The sequence below is a fragment of the Parabacteroides hominis genome, assembly GCF_014287585.1.
In the GTDB taxonomy this organism is placed as follows: Bacteria; Bacteroidota; Bacteroidia; order Bacteroidales; family Tannerellaceae; genus Parabacteroides; species Parabacteroides hominis.
In genome coordinates this window covers 56,019-65,002 of sequence record NZ_JACOOJ010000033.1, presented here as the reverse complement: position 1 = coordinate 65,002, position 8,984 = coordinate 56,019, and the positions used below count along the sequence as shown (strand labels likewise).

The 8,984-nt window shown below is 46.2% G+C and carries 8 protein-coding genes; 2 read left to right on the top strand and 6 right to left on the bottom strand.

Annotated elements, in window-relative coordinates; all coding sequences use genetic code 11:
- Positions 1–210 precede the first annotated feature (210 nt).
- The 4 genes from H8S65_RS16030 to H8S65_RS16015 all read right to left on the bottom strand — a co-directional run bounded on the left by H8S65_RS16030 (position 211) and on the right by H8S65_RS16015 (position 6,077).
- Positions 211–1,881 carry a M23 family metallopeptidase gene (locus H8S65_RS16030; protein ID WP_186930870.1) on the bottom strand — a complete coding sequence of 557 codons (1,671 nt, stop codon included), beginning with the start codon at positions 1,879–1,881 and terminating at the stop codon, positions 211–213.
- A gap of 35 nt (positions 1,882–1,916) precedes the next feature.
- Positions 1,917–2,990, bottom strand: a complete 1,074-nt coding sequence (locus tag H8S65_RS16025) for an endonuclease/exonuclease/phosphatase family protein (RefSeq protein ID WP_186930869.1) — start codon at positions 2,988–2,990, stop codon at positions 1,917–1,919.
- Between the two features lie 6 nt (positions 2,991–2,996).
- On the bottom strand, positions 2,997–4,460 hold the full coding sequence (locus H8S65_RS16020; protein WP_186930868.1) for a right-handed parallel beta-helix repeat-containing protein: 1,464 nt from the start codon (positions 4,458–4,460) through the stop codon (positions 2,997–2,999).
- Between the two features lie 159 nt (positions 4,461–4,619).
- Positions 4,620–6,077: an aminoacyl-histidine dipeptidase gene (locus H8S65_RS16015; protein WP_186930867.1), complete on the bottom strand. Its 1,458-nt coding sequence runs from the start codon at positions 6,075–6,077 to the stop codon at positions 4,620–4,622.
- A 147-nt stretch (positions 6,078–6,224) separates the two neighbouring features.
- Between H8S65_RS16015 and H8S65_RS21130 the strand changes: the two genes are divergently transcribed.
- Complete coding sequence (locus H8S65_RS21130; protein ID WP_255489271.1) at positions 6,225–6,443, top strand: hypothetical protein; 219 nt, start codon at positions 6,225–6,227, stop codon at positions 6,441–6,443.
- A 28-nt stretch (positions 6,444–6,471) separates the two neighbouring features.
- Entirely contained in the window at positions 6,472–7,074 is a 603-nt protein-coding gene (locus H8S65_RS16010) for an OmpH/Skp family outer membrane protein (protein ID WP_186930866.1), read from the top strand.
- Positions 7,075–7,859: 785 nt separating this feature from the next.
- On the opposite strand, the gene H8S65_RS16005 is transcribed toward H8S65_RS16010, so the two are convergent.
- The gene (locus H8S65_RS16005; RefSeq protein ID WP_186930865.1) at positions 7,860–8,231 is read right to left on the bottom strand and encodes a DMT family protein; all 372 of its coding nucleotides are present in this window, start codon (positions 8,229–8,231) and stop codon (positions 7,860–7,862) included.
- Between the two features lie 3 nt (positions 8,232–8,234).
- On the bottom strand, positions 8,235–8,981 hold the full coding sequence (locus H8S65_RS16000; protein WP_186930864.1) for a tRNA 2-thiocytidine biosynthesis TtcA family protein: 747 nt from the start codon (positions 8,979–8,981) through the stop codon (positions 8,235–8,237).
- Between the last annotated feature and the right edge of the window lie 3 nt (positions 8,982–8,984).

The following is an 8,984-nucleotide window of genomic DNA, read 5'->3' as shown; positions in this document are numbered from 1 at the left end:
ACAAGCCTTTCGGGACAATTAAGCAGAGGTGACAAGCGAGCCAGGGTAACTGAAATAGTATTGACAAGTGAAGTCGTTTAACTACCCAAAAAATGACAAGTGATTTTAGGAATAGACATAGCTATGCTTTAGCAGTCGTAACGCATAGGGTTAGTCCTCGTAACCCTATGCGTTAGGAGGCATGTTCAATTAGACGGCAAATTCTTTATTTTACCAGACAAAAGGATGCTTATATTCCGATTGGTTTCCGGCGGCATCCGTAACGGTTAGTTTGAGGGTATGTTTTCCTCTTTCGAGCCGTTCTTTATCGAACTTGTAGGTAATGACTGATTTGCTGTTCATTTCGAACAAGACGTACTGTCCGTCTATTTCTCCCCGGTAGGTTTGTACGCCGCTCAGGTTATCAGACAGGCGGAATACGAATGCCTGTTTGCCGATCCACGTGTCGGCGTTGATCGGGGTGATTGTCGGTGCTTTGGTGTCTTGCCCGATCGTATAGTTACCCAGTTCTTTGATCGTGCCGTCGATCCAACCGTTCCGGTAGCTTCCTCCGATCCAGGATTGGCGTCCTTTCAGGGTACGGACGATGCCGTATTGTTGCTTGTTTTCCAATGTGTCGATCCGTAAACGCAAGGACAGTTGAGCCGAGTTGTGAAGCGGAACAGGGCGGTTATGCAGAATGTGCGTATCAGCCAATGCCGTGCTGTCTTCCTTCACCGAATAGCGGAAATGCAGGTCGTCATACAGGTTGCCTTTCGGAATGGTCATCCGGATGCCTTTTGCTCCGAACCGGTTGTCTGCCATCCAATGAAACTGCTCTGTACCTTCGGTCTCGATCCCCGGAATCTCCTGTTCTTTCCCTTCTATCCAAACGGAGAGTTTGGTGGTGTTTCCGAATGCATCGGCGAGCGTGTACGTGAGGTGATACGTTTTCTCTTCTTCTATGTGGATGATTCCCCGGTTGACGCTTTCGCTGAAACGGAGGCGGTTACCCGGTTCTACGAAACTGCGCATATAGAAGGAACGGCGCTCTGTCCATTCCTCATAATCGACGTAGCTGTTCAGGAAGCGGGTCTCGTCGAAAGCGAAGCGGTCCAGGTTGCTATGGTAGATAATCTGGCTGTCCAGACGGAGGGTAATATCTTTCACTCCGTAGATGTTTGTCGTATTATCCATATAATCGTAGGCTTTAACCGCCAGTCCGACTTCTCCCCAGGCTTCGATCTTACCGGTGATGGTTTGCTTGCCATTTTTGGCCGTGACCGGTTTAAGCTCCAGTTTACGACTGCTGCCGTTGACCACTCCTTTGCCCTGTTGCGGGCAGATCAGGATTCCTTGTATTTTCGGCGGACGGGTATCGGTTATCTTCTCTTTGAAATATTCGATCGGGTCGAGGACCTCTTCACTCTCCGTGTCGCGCACTTCGAAATGGAGATGCGGACCTCCCGAACTTCCGGTGTTTCCACTGTAGGCGACGATTTCCCCTTTTTTGACCGGGAGTTGGTCCGGGTCGAGGAACAGGTTCACGTTGAAGCTTTCCTGCTCGTATTGTTGTGCTTTGAGGTATCGGGCGATGGAAGGAGCGAATCGTTGCAAATGGCCGTAGACGGTTGTCGTCCCGTCCGGATGTGTCAGGTATAAGCCGTTTCCGTATCCCCACGGACTGACAGATATGCGTGATACATATCCGTCCTCTACGGCGTGAACGGGCTTCCCTTCAACTCCTTGTGTTTTAAAATCTATTCCGGAATGAAAATGGTTGTTACGCAACTCCCCGAAATTACCGCTCAACAAGATCGGGAAATCAAATGGCTGACGGAGTTGTTGGGCGCTTACTGTCTGTATGCAAAAAAACAGAATAGCGATATATAGTTTGTACATATTGTATGTGTATTTGGAAAAACAAAAGTAATAATTTATTTCAATAGTAGAAAGTCGACGATCAAGGGGAGATGGTCGCTGTAGCCGCCTTCGTATTTGAAACCGTAGTAGGTGCGGAAAGGGCGTTCGCCACGCCAGGTTTTATCTTTTATAAGCAGGAATGGCGGAGAAAAGATGCGGGCGCTTTCTGGGATGACCTGCATCCGGGAGGTGGTGTCGGTGAGAGAGGACGACAGGATGATTTGATCTAACTGGCTCCATTCTCCTTGATACTTATGACTTCCCGGAAGAGTCGGCCTGTTCTTGGCAAATAGGTTGTATAGATGGAGTGACGGATAAGCATCTGTCCGGAGTTCCATAGGCATGGAACCTGAACCGGACAGGCATGGAATTGGAAACGGATGCGCATCCAATATTTCTCGGATGCTCGTGTCGTCCGGCGTATCATTAAAATCCCCCATGATCAGGATATGCGGGGCAGGACGGAGGCTATGGATCGAATCGCATAATGTACGCAGGGTACGTGCCGCATCCAAACGATCCGGTTCGCTTTCTTTTTCTCCTCCGTAACGGGATGGAAAGTGGCAGACAAAAACATCGATCCGCTCTCCGGTAATTACATCTCCCCATACATGCAGGATATTACGGGTATGTTTATGTTGTTTGCGGGTAAAACGGACCGGGTGCTCCGTGTGTCCTTGGTAGCGGAACTTGTCCCGTTGGTAAAGCAATGCCACGTTGATGCCTCGCGTGTCTTGTCCGTGCGTCATGCAATAACGGTAATGTTGCCGGCGGAGCGGAGTGAAATTCAGAAGCCGGACAAGTACGGAATCGTTTTCAACTTCACAAAGTCCGATCAAAGCCGGAGTGCTCCATTCTCCCGCTGCCGTAATGACTTTTGCCAATTGCTGTAATTTATGGTAAAATCGTCCATGTGTCCAGTGGCGGTTACCGGAGGGAAGGAAATCGTTGTCGGCGGTAAGCGGATCGTCTTTCGTGTCGAACAGGTTCTCGACATTGTAGCTCATCACACGGAAGTCTGTTTGCCCTTGTGAAGACAAGGAAAACAGTGTCAGGATAAAAAACGTCATAGTTAAGATCCGGGTCATATCGTTTTATTTAGTTTCATCTTCTTTCGGTACGAACTCGTAGGCTCCGATATCCGGTCCGTCGTTTGTGAGGCGGTTAACGCCGTAGCGGTCTACCGGATATTGTTGCGTGATAAAGATATCCGCCTTGCCTACTCCTAAAGTCGTCAGCGAATCCGGGCGGAAGTCGAAGCGGTATTTGTTCTTTTCACCGCCCTTTAGCCTATAGGACGGACTGGCATTTGTGAACAATACCTCTTTGAAGTGATCATTGTTGCTGCCATTGGTTTTAACCACACAATGGTTAAACAGGTATTCGAATGATGCTGCACCGTCGATGGATAGATTGAGTTCTCCTTTATACTCTTCCTTGCCGGCATCGAAACTGCCGTCGACAATGCAATTGTCGAATGTCGCTTTGAGCGGATAAGTCTCTTTATTTGCATTGTTTGCCATCGTGAGGCAAGACGTGTTCCGTTTTTCCAATGTCATGAAATTAGCAAGCGTGCAATGGATGAAACGGTATTCTCCGCCAATCAGGACGACGACACCACCTCCGGCATTCGTCAATTCCGTGTTGGTCACTTCTATATTGCAATTGAGTGCGAAGAACAGGTTTTCTCCCATATTCGTGATCTGGGAATTACTTAATTTCAGCTTGGATTCGTCCGGAGACGATTTTTCGAACGTCAGTCCTGTTTTTCCGTTCCGCACGATTACATTGTCCATAATATTATTGTAGCTTTCCGGGCGGAAGAAAATACCTCCCCATTGCGACGGTGTCCTGTCGTAGGGCAGGATGTCGTTCAGGATGAAGTCCAGACGGTCTCCGCGGAAGACGATTGGATTTTCGCGTGTCCCTTTGGCCAGCAATGTCCCGTATGTGATAACTTTCGCGGTGTCGTGCATATAGAAAGTTACGCCCGGATCGATGTTGAGCGTGATATTTGGAGAAATAACCAGGCTGTCATATATAAGGTAGGGGCGTTCGGCTGTAAAATGAGTGTCCTGTGTCAGGATAAGCCCGTTTTTATACAGGTTTACATTTTGTCCGTATGCTTCGAGGCGAACAGACTGTTTGATACCGTTTGTCGTGAAGATTACGGAATCGTCCACCAGTAGCGGCTGGTTGGATGCATTCGGATTGACGGTTACTTCCACAAATACATACAAACTGTCGTTTGCCTGTATCCTTACATCCTGGAAATGGTCGCCTTTACGCCCGTCCACGTTGATGCGGAAACCGGTCTCTTCACCGCTTGCCAACATGATCTCGCTGATCAGCAAAGGCTGATCGTTACGGTTGTAGATCATGAATTCTTTGGTTGCGGAGCCTATTGTGGTGAACACCGTATCGAAAGAAAGCGTGTCGACCGAGAAGCTCAGCCGATGGTTGGGATTGCTCGAATAGTTCTCGTCCAGCCCGTCGCACGACAACAGGTTGAGTGCTATAAAGAATAAGATGAGTAGCGGAGCGGCTAATTTTTTCATTTCATTAATTATTAATAGTCCGGGTAAATTATTATTTACCATATAATGTCAATAAGAAAACAAATTTATTATAAATAAGTTTTCGGGCATTAACATAAAAAAAGAGGAAAAACATCCGTCGAATGTTAATCCTCTTTTTATAACGGAAAATATATCGTTTTATTTTGCAGGGATGCTCTTTAATAGTTCGAGTAAGTGAGACCACCACAAACCAACGGTATCAATCTGTATGCGTTCGTTGGGAGAATGGACGTCTCGAAGTGTCGGCCCGAATGAAATCATATCCAGGTTCGGGTATTTTTCAAGGAACAAACCGCATTCCAATCCTGCATGGATCGCCATTATTTTGGCATCTTTGTTGAACAAACGTTTATAGGTTTCCTGTGCCACTTTCAGGATCTTTGAATCCGGGTTAGGCGCCCAGCCGGGATAACCGTCGCCGTGAGTGACGACTGCGTCTGCCAGTTTGAAAACGGATGCGACCTGGTTGGCGATCATATTCTTGCATGATTCGATGGAGCTGCGCTGGCTTGTGCCTACGATGACCGTATCGTCCGGCCCCATCTTGACGGAAGCCAAATTGGTGGAAGTCTCGACCAAGCCTTCGATGTCGTGGCTCATGCCGATTACGCCGTGCGGACAAGCGTGCAATGCCAGGATGATTTTTTGTGCCCATAAATCGCTTATGTATTTATCCGGCCGGTCTGTCGATTCCATTGAAATCCGTACGTTCGGATCGACGTGTTTCAGTTCGTTTTCAATGTCTGCCGTATAGTGGTTCAAGAGGATGCGTGCTGTCTCCTTGTCTTCCGGATACAGGCCGATAACCGCCTGTGCTTCACGTGCGATGGCATTGCGTAGGTTACCGCCTTGGATAAAGCAAAGATTGAAATCTACCTGATTGTTCAACAGGTACAGGTAGCGGACCAATACTTTGTTGGCATTACCCAAACCTTTGTGTATTTCGCCGCCGGAATGTCCTCCGTTCAAACCTTTCACTCCGATCCTGAAATATTGCATGTTCGGATTGGTGTCGCGCGATTCATAGTGGAATACGGCTTGCGTGTCCTTACCGCCGGCGCATCCCATAAAGATTTCGCCTTCGTCTTCGCTATCGAGGTTCAGCAGGATATCGCCTGTCATAAATCCTTTTTCGAGAGCTTTGGCTCCGGTCAGTCCGGTTTCTTCGTCTACGGTGAAAAGGCATTCGATCGGTCCGTGTTCGATATCGTCGGAAGCGAGGATTGCCAGTTCGGCGGCTACACCGATACCATTGTCGGCTCCTAAAGTCGTACCGTTGGCGTGAAGCCAATTCCCTTCGACGATTGTTTCGATCGGATCGTTGTCGAAATCATGTGCGGTTTCATTATTCTTTTCGCACACCATATCCATATGGGATTGCAGAACGACTGTCGGCAGGTTTTCTTTGCCGGGAGTAGCCGGTTTAGACATCAGGATGTTGCCTGCGGCATCTTTTTTGATAGCTATTTTATACTGTTTAGCGAACGATTCAAGGAATTCGATCATTTTTCCCTCCTTCTTTGAAGGACGGGGCACTTGTGTTACCTGGTGGAAGAACTTCCAGACGATTTCAGGTTTTAAATCAGTAATCTTCATAATGTTACAATATATTATAGATGTTACTCTATAGTTAATAATACCACTGCAAACAGAGGTTTGTATGAAAAAAAGTACAATTAAATACCAAAAACATACTTTCCAATCACTTAAACTCTTATATTTGCGTCCACAAATATAGAGAAAATGCTTACAACGTTATTGATTACCGTCATAATTCTTGTTATTTGTGTTGTGTTGCTCAGTGTAAAAGTTCTTTTCAAAAAAGGAGGGAAGTTTCCTAATACACACATTGAAGGTAACGCGGCACTAAGGAAGAAAGGTATATGCTGTGCTAAAACCCAGCATAAGCGAGATAGTTTGCAGAAGAATCTGTATGATAGAATAAAGGAAATAGAAGAATAAAATAAAATAAAGATTTAATTTACACTTTATGAAGAACATTAACTACGTTATTAATGGTGTGCTCGCGGTGGCTGTCATAATCTTGTTTGTTATGCAGTTTTCCAGTAAAAAAGAATCCACAGTAGCTCCGGCTTTCACAACGGAGGGAGATTCTACCAATTTGCTTCCTATAGCATATGTGAATGTAGATTCTCTTTTATCGAATTACAACTATTCGAAAGATCTGAATGAACGCATCCTCAAAATGCAGGAAGATTATCGTTTAGATATGACCCAACGGTCAAATGCCTTACGGACAGAGTTGAATGATTTCCAACGTAAATATGAAGCAAATGCTTTTCTTACCACGGAAAGAGCGCAGCAGGAAGGAAATCGTTTGCAGAAAAAGCAGGAGGAACTTCAGAACTATGCGGCTAAGAAAGAACAAGAGTTGGCTGCCAAGCAGATGGAACTGAACGGGCAGCTTCGCGATACGATCGTCGCTCAGTTGACGACTTTCAATCAGACAAAAGGTTATCAGATCATTTTCAGCAATACGATGGGTGATAATATTTTGTTGTCAAATCCGGCATACGATATCACTGCCGAGTTTATTGATGTGTTGAATAAAAACTATTCATCCAGCAAATAAGATTTAAAATCCGAAATAAAAAAGGGGCTGCCGGGCGTAAGTCAAGGGTAGCCCCTTTTTGCTGCTCTATATTATATGCAGATAAATCATCATTTACAAGTCCAAATATTCTTTCTAATGAGATAATTTATTTAGCTCAACAGTGATTGGGTGATGCAGTCACTTACTCAACGGAGGTTAGATTTGAACCTGTATTTTAGGCACGGATTACCGGATTACACGGCAAGAAGTTTTTTTCAAAACATATTTAAACCGTGTAAATCGTGTAATCCGTGCCTAAAATACAGGTTCAGTTTTTCTTAGATTATCCTCTAAATACCCCCTGGTTATTTTATTTAATTAGGGTTCACACTGTTCGGGGGACTCTGTAGATCAGCATGTTGCTGTGAACCCTGTGAATGCAGGATAAAAAAAGGCGGGATCGACCGATAGGATTGGCTGATCGTAAACAGGTTTCACAGCCTTCACAACCTTCACAACAAATCGCTGGCCATTAGCCTTTTACCGCCGTGAACCCTGTTTTCTGTTTTTGTCATATAAGGGATCTGATTGGTTCCTGTCCCGTAAAATATAGGTTATAGGCTAAAAAATACAGCCTTTAGCCTGTCCGGGAAAAGCCTATAGGGTAGCAGCAAAAAGGTAGGCATCTATCCGGCAACCGATACCTGTCTTTTCGGAAAGCGACAGGCATCTATAGGAACAACTTCACAGACTCATATCTTGGCAGATGTGAATCATAAATGATGATTTATCATTCAGACAAAAGACAAAACCTCTTTCCCTCCCTATTTCTTAAACACCAGATAAACCGCCGCCACCAGAAACAGAAAAGCCAGCGCATGGTTCCACTTAAACGACTCGCCTTTGAAGGCAATCGAACTGAAACCGACAAAGACAACCAGCGTAATCACCTCCTGGATCACCTTCAACTGGATCAGGTTAAACGGCCCGCCATTATCGCGAAAACCCATCCGGTTGGCCGGGACCTGGAAACAATATTCGAAAAATGCTAAAAACCAGCTGAACAAGACAACGCCGATCAGCGGCAGATGCTCGAACCAGCTGAACTGCTGCTTCATCTTCAGATGCCCGTACCAGGCACACGTCATAAAGATATTGGATACGACCAATAACAGAATAGTATAAAATCCTTGCATAATTTATTTGAGTTTACGAGGAAGATAATCCTCCTGAATATTCGACATACTGTTCCAAAGGCTATAGCGCGCCTCAGGATTGATCGCCTCCAGACGCGATAACACCTCCTTCATGTCCGAACGGCTGGAGCCGGATTCGTACGGGCAATTCTTGATCTGTTTCCGATATCCCCTCCACACAGCAATCCGGGTCAAGTCTTTCTCCTCCACCAGGCACATGGGGCGGATAATCTCCATATCGAACTTGTCCATCTTCAGGCGCGGCGGCATCGTTCCGATCGCTCCCTGGTGGATCATATTCATCAGAAGGGTTTCGAGAATATCATCCTGATGATGTCCGAAGGCAATCTTGTTGCAACCGTGCCTCTTTGCGATATCGAACAAGGCTTTCCGCCGTGTCCAGGAGCAAAGGAAACAAGGGGATTTGCGGGTATCGGTCGAAGCGTCGAAGCTCGTCTCGTGCACGAAAAAAGGAAGGCCGTGCTCGTCGGCCCGGCTTTTCAGGTAGCCGATATCCGAACGATAAGGAATATTCGACATCACGATATGCGTCACGACCACCTCGAACCGGGGCCGGAATATCTTGGAACGGCGTCCGAGCAGATCCACCAGCGCCAGCGAATCTTTTCCACCCGACAATCCGACCAATATACGGTCGCCATCTGCGATCAGGCCGTATTCGAATATCGCCTTCTTGACTTTCTCTTCTACTTTACGAAACAGGAGTTCTTCTTCTGTCAACTTTGCCATACT

Bases quoted from the DNA above. Each gene is read 5' to 3' on its own strand.
- H8S65_RS16030 (WP_186930870.1), bottom strand. From the start codon at position 1,881: ATGTACAAACTATATATCGCTATTCTGTTTTTTTGCATACAGACAGTA.
- H8S65_RS16025 (WP_186930869.1), bottom strand. From the start codon at position 2,990: ATGACCCGGATCTTAACTATGACGTTTTTTATCCTGACACTGTTTTCC.
- H8S65_RS16020 (WP_186930868.1), bottom strand. From the start codon at position 4,460: ATGAAAAAATTAGCCGCTCCGCTACTCATCTTATTCTTTATAGCACTC.
- H8S65_RS16015 (WP_186930867.1), bottom strand. From the start codon at position 6,077: ATGAAGATTACTGATTTAAAACCTGAAATCGTCTGGAAGTTCTTCCAC.
- H8S65_RS21130 (WP_255489271.1), top strand. From the start codon at position 6,225: ATGCTTACAACGTTATTGATTACCGTCATAATTCTTGTTATTTGTGTT.
- H8S65_RS16010 (WP_186930866.1), top strand. From the start codon at position 6,472: ATGAAGAACATTAACTACGTTATTAATGGTGTGCTCGCGGTGGCTGTC.
- H8S65_RS16005 (WP_186930865.1), bottom strand. From the start codon at position 8,231: ATGCAAGGATTTTATACTATTCTGTTATTGGTCGTATCCAATATCTTT.
- H8S65_RS16000 (WP_186930864.1), bottom strand. From the start codon at position 8,981: ATGGCAAAGTTGACAGAAGAAGAACTCCTGTTTCGTAAAGTAGAAGAG.